The sequence below is a fragment of the Pseudoalteromonas sp. SMS1 genome, from assembly GCF_021530565.1.
Lineage (GTDB): Bacteria > Pseudomonadota > Gammaproteobacteria > Enterobacterales > Alteromonadaceae > Pseudoalteromonas.
Genome location: NZ_JAKGBI010000003.1, coordinates 173,567 through 191,844, shown reverse-complemented (window position 1 = coordinate 191,844; position 18,278 = coordinate 173,567). Strand labels below are relative to the sequence as shown.

Below are 18,278 nucleotides of genomic sequence, written 5' to 3'. Positions count from 1 at the left end.
GTGAACACCATACAATCAATTTCTTATTCACTTTGAAACAACAATACATTCAAACATTTGATAATGGAGTGTCCAATGGCGAATTTCTCAACAATACAAAAATCAGCGGTGGTTATCATTAATTTACTCACAACAACCACCGCCTTTGCAACAGAAAGCCCCCAAAATAAAAACTTTAAAGATCCAATAAATTCACAATGCGATCATCTTATTAGCACATCCCAACACCTGGTTGATGGCAATACGATGGCCATTCAAGCAGGCGACACCGTGTGCCTAGAAGCTGGTCAAAGAGGTCCATTACGACTAAGAAATGTGCAAGGAAGTGCACATGCGCCTGTCATTTTGCGCAATCAAAACGGTGTCGTTACCTTTTCACCCTACGAATACAGCATTGCCATTGAAAACAGCCGTTGGCTCAGAGTTACCTCAAACGCCGTTGAAAATGAATCTGTATACGGATTGAGATTGGGAGGCACACTCGGCATTGGCGCGTTAAGTGAACAAATTGAAATTGACCATATAGAAGTGTATCGTGCCCGTTTTGCAGGTATGTTAATTAAGACAGATCCAACCTGTGACCCACAAACCTGGGCTGAAAACTTTACCATGACGGGTTTGCGTATTCACAATAATTACATACATGACACTGAACTCGGTGAAGGCATGTATATTGGGTATACTGGCTTGTCTCGCGCCCTTATGTGTGACAACGAACTCACCACGGTTTACCCGCATAAGATCGAAGACATTCATATTTATGACAATCGCTTAGAGCATATTGCCGCGGATGGAATTCAAGTCAATGCCATCAAACAAAACGCCCACATTGCCCGCAATACGATTTATCGTACCGGGGTCAGCCCATTTGACCCACAGTGGCAAAATACAGGCATTCAAATTGGCGGTAACAATGTCGAAGTAAAAGATAACCTAATTTATCGCAGTGGCGGCAACGGCATGATGATAGATGGCGATGATATTTCTGTGCTCAACAACCATATTATCTACCCGGGAGAAAACGGTATTTTCGCACGCAATCGTGCTCAGCAGGACGTTAACTTTTCTGGTGGCGCGCCACATTCTTATAAAAGTAACCTGATAGTACATCCTCAAAGCTACGCCATAAAGCTGTATGCAGTTAACACCTCGTCAGCACATAAGCTCATTGAAAACAGTATTGAAAATGACGGCTCCCTCGATGCGGCGGGACGACCCAAAACCCTTTCGTATCTCAACAATCAAGTCATTAGACATGAGTTGAATAATCATCACTACATCACTCAATCTGCTTACCACGCAATGGACAAATAAGATGTAAAAGTTTCGCTGGGCGTACGTTAGTCATCCTTGCCAACAAACCTGACCTTTTGGTGCGCCCAGCTTTTTATATCCCAGTACATAGTGATCAATTAGCGAATACTTACAATCACTCTCTCAACCAATTCTAAAGCTGTTGTCAGTTTACTTACATCCTCATAGATCTTGCCATCTTTACCTGAATGATGACCATGGCCGACTAACGACATCACTGACAGTGCCTCATTTGATTGATTATCAAAATCAATCACTGCTTCATAAATAACCGACGGCTGAGCGCTATAGCCATCACCTGAGTATATGGGGTCGTCTAAAAACCTATCGCTAGAATAGTAGGCATTGTAATCAAAGGAATGATTGACTTCCAAGCGCACCCGGTGCAAACCTTTTAACGGGGATTTCAAGCGCGTTGTATAGATAAAGTTATCGGTCATCGTTGCACCACTGAAGCCATCGATTGTCAGTGTGTCATTATCTGGCACCATCATGCCATTTTCAGCGCGCATATTTAATTGATGTAAAAATACGGGCAAAGATTCTGGGCGCATACGGCTATCTTTGGAAGCGGGATCTTCTTCTCCCTCCAAAACATCCCATGCATTGGGTCCTTCACCTTTTAACAGATGGGAGTTAAATACTTGGTTTGGATCTTTTTTCACCACTTTGTTGGTAAACCGGTTGGTCGCTAACTTTTCAGTTACATACAATGGCTGAATAAATTCACCTGAGGTATTTTCTATCCATAAAGCATACTGAGGCCACATAAAATAAGGCCCTTTTTTGAGCTCTACTGTGATCCATTGCCCTGCACTTTGTGGCGCCTCAACGTCTCTTTGCACATATTTCAGTTCCGGATCATTTTGCGATTTATCTGCTGCCTTTAGCGTTTGACCAAAACGATAGACTTCGATTGCTGGCGGTAGCTGAAATACAGGTGCGAGCCCTACATAGGCGACCACACAAATTGCCAGTGGCCATGCAATAGAAAACCGCCCGACTTGCTTTTGAAATGGATTTAGATAGTGTTTTAGTGGTCGGATATTTTTAACCAAGTGCCACACCAAAACCAGTAACATGAGTAGACCCACCAACGTATGCATGAGTGCGATCAGCGCATTATGTTGTTTAGAAAACATAATCACAGACGTCACTAGCATAATCAGTAGTGCACAAAACAAAATCACCCCAATAAATGGGCGGGACTGAAATCTCGACATATACAACTCCTATAATTTGAGTTGGCGTTGTCTCATCGATTCCAAAAAATCACTAATAAAACTTCCTGAAATTATTTAAAGCCATTGAATTAAATACTTATTTTTTAAGTTCATTGATTTCATTTAGGATCGAACCCAATGACCTTGAGCGCGCGATTTGTGTGGCTTTTTGAATCGCGTCATCGTACTTGTCTTGCATCTTCATTTGCTGTGCGAGCTTTGCTAAATTAAGCCAAGATGTGGCTTCCCCGACAGGACAACGCAGTATCTGATGGTATGATTTAGCTTCACGATACAGCGCTTTTGCAGATTCAAATTGATTATTTCGCATGGCAATGTGACCCTGAAGGTCAATGCTATATGCTAAGTACAACCAATCTCGATGCTGCTTTGCCAACGCAACAACATGCTCAACCCGCGCCGAGGCCAACGGCAAATCCTGTTTCATGGCGCCGAGCAACGCATGTAGATATCCGATTCGAATTAACTCGTGGTGATTTTGTCGTGCTTCAGCCATTGGCATGCTCGTCTCTAGTAGGTGTTCAGCTTGAGCAAGATGTCCTTGAGAGAGTTGTAATTCGATTAGGATACGTCGCGCGGTAATATTTTGAGGTGTTTGAGTGATGAGCGCTTGTAACAAACTGATGGCGCCTTCTGTGTCTCCAAATAGCTTTAGCTCCAATGCGCGACCCATCATTTCGTTATAAAAGTCACTGTGATAAGACGGTGTTTCGAGGGCCAGTTTGGTGCCCGTCAAACGCTTTAAACGTATCGCTAACTCATCAAGTAATGTTCGAGTATCACCACCGAAAATGACGCCTTGCATGGTTTTTTGTGGCCAGTAAAGCTTATAACTTAATTGATAGTCATGGGGAGTGCCCATTAACTTAGACACCACGACCAACTGTGCACCTGACACAGTAAAAACCTGTTGTATTTCACTGTCACGATAGCGATCAGCTGGTACCTTTTCAGGTGCGGATATAGGCATACCGGCACGGCTCATAACTTCGAGTACGTAATCAGTTTGTAAGACACCAAAATCGGGATTACTGGGCAATCGTTTTATCAATTGATCCATAAAGCCAAGCCTGACCCAATCATAATCATTGCCAGCAATGAGGTTTTGTGTAGGTAAAATAACAATGGAACCTTGCAGCTTAGGCGATGCCGTAGCGTGAGAAAGCTGCGCTTTTTGAGGTAGCTGAGCTGCCATCATAGGCAAATCCATTTTAACGCTGCCAGAGCTCAGATAAACGAGACCACTTAATAGCAACCCTCCCGCAAAGACAACCATCAACAGCGTATTGAGTGACCATTTCTTTCGGGTATGGGCTTTTACTGGCGCAATCCATTGGTAACCTTGAGTCGGTAACGTTTTAATCACCTCATGAGGCTGAAATATCTGACGGATTTCTTTGATTGATTGAAACACCACCTGTTCATCAACCACCACATTGGGCCACACTTGCTCCAGCAGTTTCCGTTTACTCAGTATCTGTTGGTGATGCGCCATTAATACCAGAAGTAGCTGGCAGGTTTTGGGTCTTATTTTTAACCGCTCACCTGCCGCATTTTCAACACTAAATGTGTGACCATCAACTCGATACCCTAAGCTGATAAACTGCTTTTGCAAACTTGACTCTCTTTTACTCTGCTCTGTTGGACACCCCATACTAATACGAGTCAATATTCACGTCTAATACCAGCCTGAAGATTTTTCACCACCTAAGCCTGCTCTTGAACCAAGAGCTTAGGCTTTAAGTCAGCCAATAGTGCATTCGCAGCATCAAAATCATAGTCGTCAATTAACACATTAAGCTGATTAAAAGAATCAAAAAACACAGTCCCCTGATAGACGGGCAGTAATTCACCAACCAAGTCAATCGCATCTGTATCATAGTCGGCTAGCAGTGCTGTTAAAGCGGCCAATTTCTGTGCAATTTCTTCATCGCAAAGCTGAGGTTGTACCTCAGCTTGTTCTTCTGACTCAGCTGAAGATACCGCCTCTAATGCCTGATTAATGCGCGCTATTAATGGTATGAGTTGGTCCTGTACTTGCGCAACAATACGGTCTACGGGCAGCCCCTGTGCACACGCATTTTCAAGCTCGCCGGCGACCTTCTGCACAGCCGTAGCGCCAATGTTACCAGCGGTGCCTTTCAATGTGTGCGCGCAGCGCATCGGCGCGTCAGGATCGGTACTGACTCCTTCTAACGCGGTTTCGAAATGCTCAGTAAAATATTGATGCTTGTCAGAGAAACGTTTTAACAATCGCGTGAATAATGCCACATCACCCTGTGAAATGGATTTAGCAACTTGATTATCTATGCCTTCAATCACAGGGTACCCGCTGTCCGTATTCGCAACAGCAATAGATTGCCCATCAACCCTCTCTGGCGGCTGTGCAACGACAATCCACTTATGTAAGGTTGCAAACATTTTTTCTACATTGAGCGGTTTGCCAATAATATCGTTCATACCACACGCTAATGCAGCCTCTTGGTTATCCATCATTACGCTCGCAGTCATCGCGATAATGGGTAAAGACGCAAACTGTGATTGCTCCCTAATTTTTCTGGTCGCTGTGTAACCATCCATAACGGGCATTTGGCAATCCATCAGTACACCATCAAACCGATTGGATGCTAACTTTTCAAGCGCTTGCGCACCATGCTCCGCCACATCGACGGTGATACCATGACTTGTTAACAGCGCGATCGCCAATTCCTGATTGAGGTCGTTGTCCTCGACAAGCAACAAATGCGCACCCGCCAGCGAAGTCGTGGTCGTCTTTTGATTTGCTTCCCCAGTGCTTGTCGTATCTTGTAAACCCACAGCCCGTAACAAACAGCTGTACACAGCGGTAGGTAAAAACGGCTTTTGCAAGTAGGTCGCGTTTTCAAATGACTGCAAGTACGACTCAATAGACTGAAATTCATACAGCGGCATTACGATGCAAGGCATGTTATCACCATGCGCTCTGAGCTGTTTCAACAGTCCCAGTTCATTTTCAATGCGCGCATCGATAAAAACGACTTCTTTCTCTCTTGCCTGTTTAGCCAGCTCTGTACCTTCAAATGAGACTGCGCATTCAGCGTTGACGCCAAAGCGATGTAAACACGATTGTAAATTGCGGCTAGAGCTTGAGTTTGCATCTATGATTAGGGCATTTTTAACCCCCACCTGTGTCAATGGTTCAGGATCTTTGAGTGCATCATTCACCATCAGCGTGAAACTAAACGTACTGCCTACCCCAAGGGCACTTTGGCAATGGATTTCACCATTCATGAGCTCCACCAGCTTTTTGCTAATTGCAAGCCCAAGACCTGTGCCACCATACTTACGCGTCGTCGACGTATCAGCCTGAGAGAAAGAGTTAAACAGTTTGGCTTGTTGCTCCGGCGTCATCCCAATACCCGAGTCGATGACAGCAAATTTCAGTGTAATATCACCATCAAACTGACTCTCTAAACGAACATCCAGTAATACCTCGCCACCCAACTCTGTAAATTTCACAGCATTGCTGCCTAAGTTGAGTAGAATTTGCGAAATGCGTAGTGGGTCGCCAATTAAATACGTTGGAATGGTTTCATCGATATGGGCACTGAGCTCAAGCCCTTTCTCTTTCGCTTTGACTGAGATCACATCTAAACAGCTTCCGAGCGTGTCCTCTAAACAAAACTCTACATGCTCGATATCCAGCTTCCCCGCCTCAATCTTAGAGAAGTCTAAAATATCATTAATAATGCCAAGCAATGACTCCGCACTGCGATGGATTTTCTCTACATAGTTACGTTGCTTATGATTTAACTGAGTCTCTAGTGCCAAGTAACTCATACCAATGATCGCATTCATCGGCGTCCTGATTTCATGAGACATGTTTGAAAGGAAGTCAGACTTAGCCTGCGTTGCACTCTCGGCCCGCTCTTTTGCTTGCTTCAAGGCGGTTTCCAATTCTTTGGCATCAGAGATATCCATATGAATGCCAAACATTTCTTTGCGACGGCTGTCTTGATTAATATTGACGCTGCGGCCCATACTTAATATCCACTTCCAGCCACCGTCGGCAGTCTTCATTCTAAACTCAGCGCGATAAGTCTCAGATTCTTTACTTAAATGCGATTGTAAAGCGCCTTCGACGCGCGCTATATCATCTGGGTGTACAAGGCTTCGCCAGCGGCGGATCGTCTCCCCATATTGCAGTTCAAGTTCCCCATCATCATACCCCAGCATGGTTGACCAAATGGCACTCGTCATCAGCTTATCACTTTGACAATCCCACTCCCATGTCCCCGCATTGGCACCTTGCATCGCAAGCTCCAAACGCTGCTCAGCTTCTTTCAGTTCGCTATATGAAAGTGAATTGGCCAAAGCGACGGCAATATGGTTGGCCACTGTTCGCAGTACGTTTAGGTGTACTTCTTTATATGCACGCGACTTATTAGACTGCACAGTGAAGACCCCAAGCACTTTACCTTCCACGATTAAGGGCGCACAAAAAACCGATTTGGTCTGCTCACCATACAAATTATTGCAGGCTTTGAGATCCATTTTTTGCCAACTTTCATCACTGGCTGCATAAAACTCCCTGCCATTTTCGACACAATATACATCTGCGCTGCTGATCACCTTTGTATGACTTTCTAGGGCGTCATACAGCTCTCCTTGCTGCATGGCGTAGATGTAATCGATGTACTGCTGCTCTTCATAAAACACCCCAACCGCAAAAAACTCACAGTGCAAAATAGTGCTTAAGTGATTGTAAATCGTCTCGCTGATGACATGCATGTCATAAGTGGCAGCGACCTCTTTTCCAACTTCGCCCAACACCACAATGTCTCGTGTCCTTCGCGCGATTTTCTGCTCTAGCTCCAAACTGTTTGCTCTGAGTTGACGTACCCGCAGCCAAAACAAAAACAGCAGCAATATCACCGTCCCTACCGGTAAGGAAATTCTAAACCACATCGTTTGATACCATGCAGGCACACTTATAATTGCCAGCTCAATCCCCGTTTGATTCCACACACCATGGTTGTTGCTGCCTTGTACCTTAAGTTGATATTCACCAGGAGGCAATTCACGATAATTCACCGTATGTTCTGGGGTCGTGGCACTCCAACCATCGTGATAACCAACTAGCCACGTTCGATAGCGGTTGTCGTCAGTGGCCTGATAATCTAAAGCGGCAAAGTGAATCGATAGATTTTTATCATTGTGATTAAGAACAACGCTACCGTTTTGAATGTCTATTGCTTTACCATCAACAAACGCCTGCGTAAACGCGATCGGTGGGGCGCTGGTATTGACACGAACAGACTTGGGATTAAACCCTGTGATCCCATCAATACTGCCAAACATAATTCTGCCATCAAACTTTACAAAAGAGCGGGCTAGAAAGTGATGATTAATCAACCCATCATTGGTGGTGAATTGATGAAAAATACCGTATGTCGGATCAAACTTAAACACCCCACTGGCGCTTGCAAACCAAAGAAAGCCCTCTTCATCTGACACAATGGATTTGACTGCAAAATTAACTTGAGATGCGGTGTTAACATACTGCTTAAATTCTTTCGTCGTCAAATCAAAGCTGGTTACCCCACGATTCGTTGCCAACCAAACTAACTGGCCCTGCTGCATTGCGTGCGTAACATAATTCCCATTAGGACCGACTTTGTCTCCATATGCTGTAAACTGCTGAGATTGACCTGTACTTGGGTCAACTCTAAAGACCCCCTCGCCATCTGTACCTGCCCAAACTTGCCCTTCACTATCGTGAAAGACAAATTCTAAATCTTGTTGTGGCACATAATTTTGTTTTTCGCCAGAGCGCCGATCCCAACGCACCATGCCATCGCGGCCAGACAATACAAGCCACATATCCCCCGCACTATCAAAGCTCACATGCTCGACTGAACGGCGAGAATCTGGTAGCCAAGAAAGTGTTACCAACTCAAGCTTTTTGTTGTATTCATCCACTTCATATAAACCAAAACTCGTGCCCGCAAATAATTGCCCTTTGTCATCACGTGCCATACTGTGTATACGCAAACGGTAATTACCTTGCAACGTCTCAGCATCGGCAAATGGGGCAAATGTATTCTTGCCATCAAAGTGCACTAAACCACGCCCAGTGCCCAACCAAACGCCCCCTGGGCGTGCCTGTTCGGCCGTGAGTACTTGATTAAACAGCCCAGATAACAACTCATCTTGCAAATAATCTTGCCATGACATAAAAGCTGGTGGGTTTGGAAACACTTTTTGTACACCGGAATAGCGTGTCGCCGCCCACAATAACCCACTATCATCAATCAATATTTGGCGTACATCTCTATTTTGTAATAGGGTTAAACCACTGTTTGGCAGGGGAGATAAAAACTGTGCTTGCCTTGGAGAGAAGCGGTATATCCCGGCAAACGTAGCGAGTAAAATATCGCCATTAAAGTGCATTAACCTCGTGACACTTGGCAATGTCCCTGTGGGTAAGTTGTATGTTTTGTACTCATTCGTATTCGGATTAAATTGCCCAAAGCTGGTTCTGGTGGCAACCCAAATTTGGCCTTGGTCATCAACAGATACCTGTCTAACCTCAGCATGATCGAGCGAACTTTCAGCAACCCCAAAGCCCTGAAACTTTCCGCTATTGCGATTTAGTCGATATAGTCCATTGGATGTACCTACCCAGATACCACCACTTAAATCTTCGCTGATACTCCATACTCGATTGTTACCGATACTGCCGGGATCATTATCAATATGTATGAAACGTTCGAAACTTTTGCCATCTTCACGCAGACGATTTAGCCCCCCGCCACTGGTTCCTACCCACAGAGTACCATCGCGGCTTTCAAACAAAGACTGTACTTTGTTGGCACCAAGCGATGTGGGCTCAGCTGGATCATGTTTGAAATGCACAAAGTGCTGTTGTTCTCGGATGAACAGGTTTAGTCCTCCCCCCCAAGTTCCCGCCCAGAGACGCCCTTGTTGATCGAATAAGAGTGCACCAACACTGTTGGCTGACAACGAATTCGGCTCGTCAGGGTCGTGATTAAAGCTAGTGAACTCGTAACCATCGTAACGCTTAACGCCATCCGCACTGCCAAACCACATAAACCCCTCTGGATCCTTTGAAACTGCATAAATTTGAGGGTTTGATAAGCCATTATAGGCTGAAATACTCTCAACTTTTATTTGCGCCCAGCCTAGTTTGCTGACGACCAATACAAGCATACCTATCGCTACGAGTAACAGCCGCAATGGCTTCATACCTGACTCCTTGATTGAGTTTTAATTCTCACCGTTTAAATCTCCTCACAGCTTAACGCTGCCACCTGGGATAAATTAGTATCTAAATTTGAAATCTGTATGCATAATTATTAGACACTTTTGGAGAACATGTGCAAAATAAGAACAGTTAATTTTTGTCTAACTATCACTCAGTTATGAAGTCGCGTGCACAAAGGCAGCTAATTAGCGTTTAAACTTTTTTTAAACGGAATCGACGCGGAGGATCCAATGACCAGCAGTGACAGTAGCCAAACCCTCACAGTACTCATTGTAGAGCCCCATGAAACGATTCGATCGATGATGGCCAGCACAGCGAAAAAGCTCGGAGACGTCACCGTAGTACAAAGCTCAAATGGCGTGGATGCCAGAGAAAAGCTCACCTACCATGACATACAACTGATTATTTCAGAGTGGCAATTACCCAAACTCGACGGCATCTCTTTGCTGCATTGGGTGCGCAGCAACCCGCGCACCGCGCACATTCCATTTGTGATGACTTCTGCCACCATAGACCAAAGCAACGTCATGCAGGCAATTCAAAGTGGCGTATCGGAATACATAGTCAAACCCTTCTCGAGCCAAATTTTGCTTTCAAGATTACAAAGGGCACTTAGCAAACCGGTCAGAGTCATCAAACAAAGTGCCACAGAGCAACCCCAACAGGAACATATTACACAGGTTTTGGTGGTGGATGATGTCGCCGACAACATCAAAGTGATCAGTGATATTTTACGTAAAGACTACAAAGTGAAAGCGGCACTCAATGGTAAAAAAGCGCTACAAATTTGTGCAATGGAGCCTCAACCTGACTTGGTGCTACTGGATATTATGATGCCAGACATGGATGGGATTGAAGTCTGTAAACGATTAAAATCAGATCCGCAAACACAGCATATTACGGTTATCTTTCTGTCAGCCTTAGAACAAACTGAACACATCGTAAAAGGCCTTGAGTTGGGGGCCGTAGATTATATTACCAAACCCGCTAACCCCTCGATTGTGCGCTCCAGAGTAAAAGCTCACTGTCGTGCGATTGAATCGAATCGGTTAATGCGCAATCAAATTGACACCATGATGGAAAATGCCAAGCTCCAAGACCAGTTTGATAATATGAGTCAGCATCAAATTATTGCACCGGTTAAAGACATTCAACATGCTAGCAATAAGCTTTCGGCGCATTTAACCGAGCCCGAAAAAGCACAACCGTATTTGGACCAGATCCAACAACATTGCCAACAGCTACAATTACACATAGACAATATGCAAGCACTGCAAAAAATTGAGCGAGATGAGTATGCACTTTCTATTGTAAGCCTTTCTCTTAGCGACATGATTGAAAAAGTACTACTTGGGCTGAGTCATATTATTTCTAAAGAGCAAATCCAAATAACGAATAACCTAGCCCCAGGGTTAAAAGTTAAAGGCGATCAACAACTGCTATTCACAGTTCTGACGCAGCTGATTCAAAATGCGTTAGAGGCGTCATGTAAAGAGAGAGTGCTAAGCATCAGTGCCCGTAGTGAAAGCCAAGTTCACACTTTGAGCATTCACAACTCGGATCCCATCCCTCACCCCATTCGCAATCAGTTTTTTGAAAAGTTTATCACCCATGGTAAAGGAGAACGCTCGGGTCTTGGTACATACACAGCCAAAAAACTGACCGAGAAGCAAAATGGCTTTATTGAATATCGCAGCGACGACGAGTCTGGCACAGACGTGTTTATCAGCTTACCCATCGGTTAATGCGATAAGTACTGATTTTTGAGTGTAAACTGCATACGTATTCAAAACAAAATCTTTACAAAAATGCTACCTTGGAAGGAGTGATGTATAAAACTCACACAACATTTCATTGCAAGGAATCGCTATGTTTACACAAAACCGCCTCTTAAAAGCCATTCATTTTAGCAACCACTATACACTTGTAGCGTGCCTCTCTTTGGTCCTCTCTACTTCTAGCACGGCAACAGAGGATGTCATGTTACAAGGGTTTTACTGGGATGTCCCCGTCGATGAGCAAAATAAAAATGGTATTTGGTGGGACAATTTAGCGAATAAAGCACCGGCACTTTCTCACGCTGGATTTTCCAGTATTTGGATCCCACCCCCATCAAAAGGCAATTGGGGAATAATCGATATGGGGTACGGAATTTATGATCATTACGACTTGGGTAGTTACGACCAAAAAGGCACGATAGAAACACGCTTTGGTAGCCAGCAAGAGTTGCACGAAATGATTTCAAAATTACAACAGAATAACATTCACGTTTATGCTGATGTCGTACTTAACCACATCTACACCAATGGGCAAGACAGTGAACCTAACCCAGCAGTCAAAGCGTACGCTCAGCAAAAAGCGCATAACCATCAACATGCCGCCTACCCAAGCAATGAAATAAGCTGGCAATTAAAGGATGTACAAGGCAGGGTGTTTATCAAAATCCAAGGCTATGGTTCAACAATGCCATGGACGCAAAGCATCAATCAACGCGGCTATCAACTAACCATTACCGACGTCAATGGCGGGCAAATCACCGATAATATGCACACTGAACAAGAGCCAAACGATGGCAACTTTTCGACAATTAGAGCCGGTAGCAATGCTTTTCCAGATCTTAATTATGCACTCCGTGGTCAGATTAGCGATAAGCAGGATATTGACGAATACTATTTAGATATTGCCACAAAAAGCGACTTATTTATTACCCTCAGCGCCAAGCAAGGCCCAATAAACAGCACTCAAGCATGGACAGATGCAGCGCAGAGTAATGGTTACTTTCCCATAGAGGTATGGCAACAAGCAAGTGCCTCTGCGCCCACCATTGAAATTACTGACACCCATTTAGTTGCCTATACCAATACAAACATAACCCCTCCGCAGCGCAACCACGGCGCGAACACGCCCACAACGGATGATGGTTGGCAGTACCGTGATTTTCACCCCGTTGATGAGTATGACTGGCTGGGGGATCTTGGCAGTGACAATATCATCACCAACACCAAAATGTTTGGCAATGACAACAATACCTTTTCACCCCGTGTACAACAGAAATTGATGGATTGGGGAAAGTGGCTCAAAAATGAGCATAAGTTCAATGGATTTCGACTTGATTTTGTACGTGGGTTCCAACCAGAGTTTGCCGCAAAGTGGATTAATAACCTACCCAGAGAACAGGATAAGCAACCGTTTGTTGTCGCGGAATACTGGGGGGGAGATAACAGTATCAAGGCTTGGGTTGATACGGTCAATGCCCATGGTGCAGACGTTGCGGTCTTCGATTTTCCTTTAAAGTCAGTACTGACACAGATGACCAATCAAAATCAGCACTTTGACATGCGTACACTCAATCACGCCGGGCTTGTGCGCAACCAAGCTGGCAATCACCTACCAGAGACAGATGTCGTCACCTTTGTAGAAAATCATGACACAGGTAAAGAACATGATAAGTGGGTGCACAAGGACTTCAACATGGCATATGCCTACATCCTCACCCATGAAGGAAAGCCGACCGTATTTTATTCACACTACTACGGCGTTAAGCAGCATGACTACCATGATCCGTCAAAAGAAATTACGGCGCCAATCACGTTACAACAAGACATCAATCAGCTCATATTTGCGCGTAATACTTATCTAGATGGTGAACTAAATGTGCTATCACAATCGGGTAGCCCATTTGGCGATGTGCAACACGTTTATGTGGCGAGGCGCAACGGCAAAGCGTCAACTCAGGGTGCCATAATCGTGCTAAATAACCATGATTCACAGCGCAAGGGACTCTGGGTTTCGACCCATGCGAATGGCTTTTCAAACTTTGCAGGAAAAACCCTCGTGAATGCCTTTGAGCCGAGCGATACGGTTAAAATTTACGAGGATGGTCGAGGTTATTTCAGCGCCCCACAGAGAGGCTATGCCGTATACGTTTTACAACGTGATTACGTGCCTTACTCTGCAAACTAGGTCGCTATGCACAATGGTTTATTGGGGCCAACAGCCCTTTTAAGCCATTGTGTTTGCCAACTGTGCTTCAATACCTTGTAAGCACACGCTGATACTGAGGGGCACCTGCTTGCTGAACGTGTAAAGTGCATATACAGGGTTACTTGCGAGCACAAAGCCAGGAAAGACAGGATGCAAATTGCAATCTGGCTCTGTTAGTTTAAATTCAGGCACTAATCCAATACCCGCACCATTGTTAATCAATGCAAAGTTGGTATCAAACGAGTTTACTACGCAACTTGCAATGGCAGTGAATTGTTTGCACTCTCCGTGTTCATTTTTCAACGTATGGTGTATATCAGAGCCCTGCCAAAGGTTAGCAATATACCTATGTTGATCAGGTTGGTAGTTTTTCACGACTTCCGCCGTGCCGCACAGCACATCTTTAAACTCGCCAATCCAACGCTGCTTCGCGTCGCAATCTTTTGAGTGACCCACGCGAATGGCCAGATCGATATTATCTTCCAATAAGTCCAATTGTCTATCATCCGCAATCAACTCTGGTTCGAGTTGTGGGTGTGTAATGCACACCTCTGCCAGTGCCGGTGCTATCAATGTGGACATCAAAGCATTGGGCGCAGTGATCCGCACCTTACCTTTTGCAACCAAGCTATACTGCTGTGCTTCGTGCCAGGCATGCAATGCAGTTTGGTTCAGTATCTTGCATTGCTCATAAAACGTTTTTCCTGCCGACGTTAAACGCTGTCTCCGAGTTGTACGTTTTAACAATGTCACGCCCAAATCTTGCTCCAAGGCTTTGAGATGCTGGCTAAGTACGGACTTTGATAACGCCAACGATTGTGCAGCCGCGGTGATAGAGCCACTTTCTACGATATGCGCAAACAACGACATGTGACGCAACTTGTTCATTGATTGTCTCTTTAAATTAAACAGTACGTTCTATTTATTCTGTTTTTATACGGTAATAAATTTTCTACACTGTGACAAACTTAATTCAACGGATCAATACAATGACTGAATCACACGTACTCACTCGTTGCAAGGCGGGTATCGCTGCATGGCAACACGCATTCAACAATCAAGACGCCAAAGGCTGTGCTGCACAATACTGCCACGATGCGGTTATGCATGCTCGCCCTTTTGGTACATTCACAGGTCGTGAACAGATCGAGCAATTTTGGCAAGATATTATTTCACAGGGTTTTGGTGACGTTGACTATACAGATGTTGAATGGCAACCATCTCCACAAGGGGGCTACATATTAACCGCCAAATGGACCATGAATAAAGCCTATGGTGTCGTCCACAAAGAACATTGGATTGTGGAAGAAGATGGCCAAGCACGCTTAATTTTCGACGAATTTGAAGTGCAAGGTGAAAAATAAATTGCGCTGTTTTGCGAGGGCCGTGCGAGTCTCTTACATCGCCCCTCAACGCGCTATTGTGCCTTTTGTGAAGACTGGATATACGCCTCAGTTCCCCACAAAGGCACCGTCGACAAGCTATGTTTAAAACTGCCTGACGTCTCCTTCGTGCTGTACGATAAATACATCAATGTTTGACTCGTGGGATCATATATTCGACGTACCTTCATTGACTTCAAAAAGATACTTTTCGATTTTTTAAAGACCACTTCCCCTGATTTCGATTTATCTATTTGGGCGATCATTTGCGCAGTAATTTCACCCGTTTGTCGACAAGAAATCGAACTGTCACTCGGATCTGATAAACTAAGATCAGCCTCAACACTGGCAACATGACAGGTTACTCCAGTAACAACGGGATCTATCATCGAATCTAACTTAATGTCTTTCAGCGTAAACAAGCCCAATGACACATCACCAACCTCGCTATCTGAGCAACCTGCGAGCATTAAGAGCGCGAGTCCACATAGTGTTTGCTTTTTCATATCAGTCCCTCTCGTGACATTACTTTTTATCCTAAGGTGAATGGGATTACACCATAAAATCATCATCTCAACTTTACATGATATTCATCTACCGCAATAGCGTTCACCGTGTTTACCTGCCAAAAGGCGTTTGTGATTTCACGGGTAGCAAGGCAAAATAAGTGCTCTGTTTAATACTTAGAGCATAATAATGATTAAGTTTTGCCCTTATGAATTAGTTCCAGCGAGTTTTAACGCTTGGCGCCCGGTTTACCTCGACGTTGCAAAAGCCGTGATTTCACATCTGAGCGATCCTCGTTTTGAGTTTATTCATTTTGGCTCTTCCTCTTTCCAAGTCGGTGGCAAAGGTATCATCGATATTTCGATTCTGTATCAACCAGATTGCCGGGAGCAAGCTGTGCGTCACTTAGAGCACTTTGGTTTTGTTGCTCAGCATAGTGATAAACCATTTCCTGATACCCGACCACGTAAAGACATTGCCGTTATTTTTAATAACGAAAAGTTCAATGTGCATGCACATGTGATCGCCCTCAATAGTCAAGAGCATTTAAAGCAGCAGGCCTACAAAGCACATATGCTCGCTAACCCAGCAGATCGAGTGGCATACGAGCAACAAAAAAAAGCGGTGTTAGCATCGGGCAAGCACAACCAAGACGAATACGGTAAAGCTAAGTCACCATTTGTGAAAGACCTGCTAAGTCGCATGTAGGTCTACTCCCTCACGCTCAGACAATGTCGTAGCCACTTATCACACAAGAAAGTGACAACTACATTACATGGGATTTACACCAGCGTCGGATTAGCTTTATCAAACTGCAATTCACATAACCGCTGATACAACCTTGACTCTTCAATAAGGGCTTGGTGCGTACCTGTGGCCACTATCTGACCTTTGTCCATCACTACTATCATATCTGCATGCGTCACCGTAGCCAGTCGGTGTGCGATGATCAGTGTCGTACGCGAATGCATTAAATCATTCAGTGCCGCTTGAACATGAAATTCACTTTGTGCATCCAATGCACTGGTGGCTTCATCTAACAGTAGTATGTCTGGGTCTTTTAAAATTGCCCGCGCGATGGCAATACGCTGCTTTTGACCACCAGACAATCGCACGCCTTGTTCGCCTAAAAAGCTGTGGTAGCCCTCCGGTAGTTGCTCAATAAAGTCGTGTGCATGTGCGCGCTTTGCAGCTGCAATAACTTGATCATCTGATGCATTTGGATTGCCATAGCGAATGTTGTGCCAAACATCTGAGCTAAAGAGCACTGGCTGCTGCGGTACCATCCCCATGCTATGACGTAAATCACTCAGAGACAGCGCTTTTATATTTTCACCCCGGCATTCAATTTGCCCTGATTGCGGATCATAAAATCGCTGTAGTAACTCAAATAATGTGGTTTTACCGGCACCAGAAGGCCCGACAAGAGCAATAATTTTACCTTGTTCAATATTCAAGTTTATTGCTTTGAGTGCCGCAGAGTCTGGCCTTGACGGGTAATAGAAATCGACATTTTTAAACACAATAGCAGGCTCTGAATTGGGCTTAAGCGCACTAGGCTTGGCGACGTTCTGAATCAAGCTTTTGATTTTTAATAGTTCTAATAGCCGGCTAGCTGCACCTGCTGCGCGTTGCAACTCCCCATACACCTCTGCAATGGTTGCAACCGACATTGCCACCATAATGGCATAAAAGATAAATGCGCCGAGCTCCCCTCCTGTCATTCGGCCTTCCAGTACGTCCATACCACCCACCCACAACATCACGCTGATCGCCCCAAAAGTCAGAAATATCACCGCAGCAATTAAAAAAGAGCGTTGTTTGATACTTTGTTTGGCAACCCCAAATGCTTTTTCGACTTCGCCACCAAATGCCTGCTTTTCTTTTTCTTCATGGGTATAACTTTGTACGACTTTAATATGCTGAATAATTTCACCCGCATATGTACTAATATCCGCAATTGCACTTTGATTATTTTCAGAGAGTCTGCGTACTCGCTTACCGAATATCATGATTGGTACTAACGTCAGAGGGACGCAAGCGATCACTAACAAAGTCAATTTAAAATTCGTGACCAACAGCATAATTAAGCCACCAACTAGAACCAGTGAGCTTCTCAGCGCCATAGAAAAAGACGAACCGACAATCGATTGCAATAAGGTAGTGTCCGTGGTCAATCGAGACATTAACTCACCGCTACGATTCTCTTCAAAATAACTCGGATGTAGATGCACGATTTGATTAAAAACAGCCTTTCTAATATCTGCACTGACCCGCTCTCCTAACCAGCTCATCAAGTAAAATCGACAAAATGTACCGACCGCCACTAAAGAAATGAGTATCACTAACCCACTTATAGCTTGGGTTAACTGCGCTTTTGAGCCGGCAATAAAGCCACTGTCGATAACAAATTTAACGCCCTGACCAATGGATAGGTTAAGTCCTGCAGTTACCAGCAACACAAACAGTGCTAAAGCCGCAACCCACTTGTAAGGTTTTATAAATGAAATAATCGGTAGCAAACTGGTAATGGCCCGCTCGGGCTGGGCATCTTTGGCACTCAATAGTAACTCCTTAAAT

11 protein-coding genes are annotated in these 18,278 nt (G+C 44.5%); 5 read left to right on the top strand and 6 right to left on the bottom strand.

The window, feature by feature from the left end; all coding sequences use genetic code 11:
* The first annotated feature begins 75 nt into the window (after positions 1-75).
* Positions 76-1,314: a right-handed parallel beta-helix repeat-containing protein gene (locus L1286_RS04570; RefSeq protein ID WP_235405730.1), complete on the top strand. Its 1,239-nt coding sequence runs from the start codon at positions 76-78 to the stop codon at positions 1,312-1,314.
* Positions 1,315-1,412: 98 nt separating this feature from the next.
* Here the strand turns inward: L1286_RS04570 and L1286_RS04565 are convergent, their stop codons facing one another.
* From L1286_RS04565 to L1286_RS04555, 3 genes are all read right to left on the bottom strand, one after another.
* The gene (locus L1286_RS04565) at positions 1,413-2,537 is read right to left on the bottom strand and encodes a hypothetical protein (RefSeq protein WP_235405729.1); all 1,125 of its coding nucleotides are present in this window, start codon (positions 2,535-2,537) and stop codon (positions 1,413-1,415) included.
* A gap of 97 nt (positions 2,538-2,634) precedes the next feature.
* Positions 2,635-4,173 carry a winged helix-turn-helix domain-containing protein gene (locus L1286_RS04560; RefSeq protein WP_235405728.1) on the bottom strand — a complete coding sequence of 513 codons (1,539 nt, stop codon included), beginning with the start codon at positions 4,171-4,173 and terminating at the stop codon, positions 2,635-2,637.
* Between the two features lie 92 nt (positions 4,174-4,265).
* Positions 4,266-9,806, bottom strand: a complete 5,541-nt coding sequence (locus tag L1286_RS04555) for a two-component regulator propeller domain-containing protein (protein ID WP_235405727.1) — start codon at positions 9,804-9,806, stop codon at positions 4,266-4,268.
* A gap of 249 nt (positions 9,807-10,055) precedes the next feature.
* Here L1286_RS04555 and L1286_RS04550 point away from each other — a divergent pair, with 249 nt between their 5' ends.
* Together L1286_RS04550 and L1286_RS04545 are read left to right on the top strand one after the other, a co-directional pair.
* A complete protein-coding gene (locus L1286_RS04550) occupies positions 10,056-11,570 on the top strand; it encodes a response regulator (protein WP_235405726.1) in 1,515 nt (504 codons plus the stop codon).
* 124 nt (positions 11,571-11,694) lie between these two features.
* Positions 11,695-13,788: an alpha-amylase family glycosyl hydrolase gene (locus L1286_RS04545; protein ID WP_235405725.1), complete on the top strand. Its 2,094-nt coding sequence runs from the start codon at positions 11,695-11,697 to the stop codon at positions 13,786-13,788.
* A 39-nt stretch (positions 13,789-13,827) separates the two neighbouring features.
* On the opposite strand, the gene L1286_RS04540 is transcribed toward L1286_RS04545, so the two are convergent.
* Positions 13,828-14,697: a LysR family transcriptional regulator gene (locus L1286_RS04540; protein ID WP_235405724.1), complete on the bottom strand. Its 870-nt coding sequence runs from the start codon at positions 14,695-14,697 to the stop codon at positions 13,828-13,830.
* Positions 14,698-14,798: 101 nt separating this feature from the next.
* Between L1286_RS04540 and L1286_RS04535 the strand changes: the two genes are divergently transcribed.
* On the top strand, positions 14,799-15,173 hold the full coding sequence (locus tag L1286_RS04535; protein ID WP_235405723.1) for a YybH family protein: 375 nt from the start codon (positions 14,799-14,801) through the stop codon (positions 15,171-15,173).
* A 53-nt stretch (positions 15,174-15,226) separates the two neighbouring features.
* Here the strand turns inward: L1286_RS04535 and L1286_RS04530 are convergent, their stop codons facing one another.
* Positions 15,227-15,697: a CreA family protein gene (locus L1286_RS04530; protein WP_235405722.1), complete on the bottom strand. Its 471-nt coding sequence runs from the start codon at positions 15,695-15,697 to the stop codon at positions 15,227-15,229.
* A gap of 190 nt (positions 15,698-15,887) precedes the next feature.
* On the opposite strand from L1286_RS04530, the gene L1286_RS04525 reads away from it, so the two are divergent.
* Positions 15,888-16,406, top strand: a complete 519-nt coding sequence (locus L1286_RS04525) for a GrpB family protein (protein WP_235405721.1) — start codon at positions 15,888-15,890, stop codon at positions 16,404-16,406.
* Between the two features lie 74 nt (positions 16,407-16,480).
* On the opposite strand, the gene L1286_RS04520 is transcribed toward L1286_RS04525, so the two are convergent.
* The gene (locus L1286_RS04520; protein ID WP_235405720.1) at positions 16,481-18,262 is read right to left on the bottom strand and encodes an ABC transporter transmembrane domain-containing protein; all 1,782 of its coding nucleotides are present in this window, start codon (positions 18,260-18,262) and stop codon (positions 16,481-16,483) included.
* Positions 18,263-18,278: the final 16 nt, after the last annotated feature.

Coding starts and splice junctions, on each gene's coding strand:
- L1286_RS04565 (WP_235405729.1), bottom strand. CDS start 2,537: ATGTCGAGATTTCAGTCCCGCCCATTTATTGGGGTGATTTTGTTTTGT.
- L1286_RS04570 (WP_235405730.1), top strand. CDS start 76: ATGGCGAATTTCTCAACAATACAAAAATCAGCGGTGGTTATCATTAAT.
- L1286_RS04545 (WP_235405725.1), top strand. CDS start 11,695: ATGTTTACACAAAACCGCCTCTTAAAAGCCATTCATTTTAGCAACCAC.
- L1286_RS04535 (WP_235405723.1), top strand. CDS start 14,799: ATGACTGAATCACACGTACTCACTCGTTGCAAGGCGGGTATCGCTGCA.
- L1286_RS04530 (WP_235405722.1), bottom strand. CDS start 15,697: ATGAAAAAGCAAACACTATGTGGACTCGCGCTCTTAATGCTCGCAGGT.
- L1286_RS04555 (WP_235405727.1), bottom strand. CDS start 9,806: ATGAAGCCATTGCGGCTGTTACTCGTAGCGATAGGTATGCTTGTATTG.
- L1286_RS04550 (WP_235405726.1), top strand. CDS start 10,056: ATGACCAGCAGTGACAGTAGCCAAACCCTCACAGTACTCATTGTAGAG.
- L1286_RS04540 (WP_235405724.1), bottom strand. CDS start 14,697: ATGAACAAGTTGCGTCACATGTCGTTGTTTGCGCATATCGTAGAAAGT.
- L1286_RS04525 (WP_235405721.1), top strand. CDS start 15,888: ATGATTAAGTTTTGCCCTTATGAATTAGTTCCAGCGAGTTTTAACGCT.